Origin of the sequence: Legionella maioricensis (assembly GCF_023618015.1) — a bacterium.
GTDB classification, from domain to species: domain Bacteria; phylum Pseudomonadota; class Gammaproteobacteria; order Legionellales; family Legionellaceae; genus Legionella; species Legionella maioricensis.
Genome location: NZ_JAJKBJ010000062.1, coordinates 1 through 954, shown reverse-complemented (window position 1 = coordinate 954; position 954 = coordinate 1). Strand labels below are relative to the sequence as shown.

The window sequence follows — 954 nt, the reverse complement described above, 5'->3', positions numbered from 1 at the left end:
TGTCCAATAACTCGGTCACGAAGGAATACGTCAATGAACATGAGGCATCCAATAAATCCTCACCGATTCATGTATTGGGTAATCAGATGAAACGTGAAGTGAAAATCTACAGTATTAATTTTCTTGATTCGCTTTTAGCTAATGAAGAAGACCTGCACAAAGATCACCATGCTCTTGCAGAAGTGGTATTTAGTCTGGTGGATACCGACAAGATGAGTGGCAAATCCACCTCAACACATTACAACGCCATGATTTCATGGAACTACACTGCCCCACCCACATCACCCGAAGCGCGTTGGCAAAATTGGGATGGCTTTGAAGTGACCCGTTACAGCAAACAACCAAGAGCAGCGGAGGCTCATGCATGAATAAATTATTAATTAGTCTCGCCTGTCTTATTCCTTTGACAGGCCTTCACGCACAAAATAATCCCAAAGCCATGCCTCAGGATGTACGCATCAAACAAGTAGCTTATCGTGATAATGATGTGGTACCCGTTCATGGAGTACCCTTTACAACCACTCAAATTCAATTTGCGGAAAAAGAAGAAGTGTTAGACATTGAGGGAGGTGATACCACCGCATGGATGGTCACCAATCACCCCGAACTAGGCAACATCGTATTTATAAAGCCCACTTCATTTGATTCCAATACCAATATGACGGTGATTACCAATAAACATGCCTATTACTTTCATTTAAAGAGCAGTAAACAGGTAGAGCCAATTCACGAACAGCAGACTTATGCCTTAAAGTTCGTTTATCCAGAAACACAATCACGCACCACGATAAATACCCACAGAGCAACTCCACCAGCACAACCCAAAGTAGTGAATGCAGCCTATCGCTTTAGTGGCAGCCCGCAGCTAGTACCCAAACACGTGTTTGATGATGGTCAGTTTACTTATTTTGAACTCACAGCCAATGGTGCGGTTCCTGCAATTTTTGCAGTAGA

At 43.1% G+C, this 954-nt stretch carries 2 protein-coding genes; both read left to right on the top strand.

Annotated features, from left to right (window positions below; translation table 11 throughout):
• A partial coding sequence (locus LOX96_RS17490) for a VirB8 family type IV secretion system protein (RefSeq protein WP_250456485.1) occupies positions 1-368 on the top strand: 368 nt, incomplete at its 5' end.
• On the top strand, positions 365-954 hold a 590-nt coding region (locus LOX96_RS17485), incomplete at its 3' end, for a TrbG/VirB9 family P-type conjugative transfer protein (protein ID WP_250456483.1). The genes LOX96_RS17490 and LOX96_RS17485, both read left to right, overlap by 4 nt.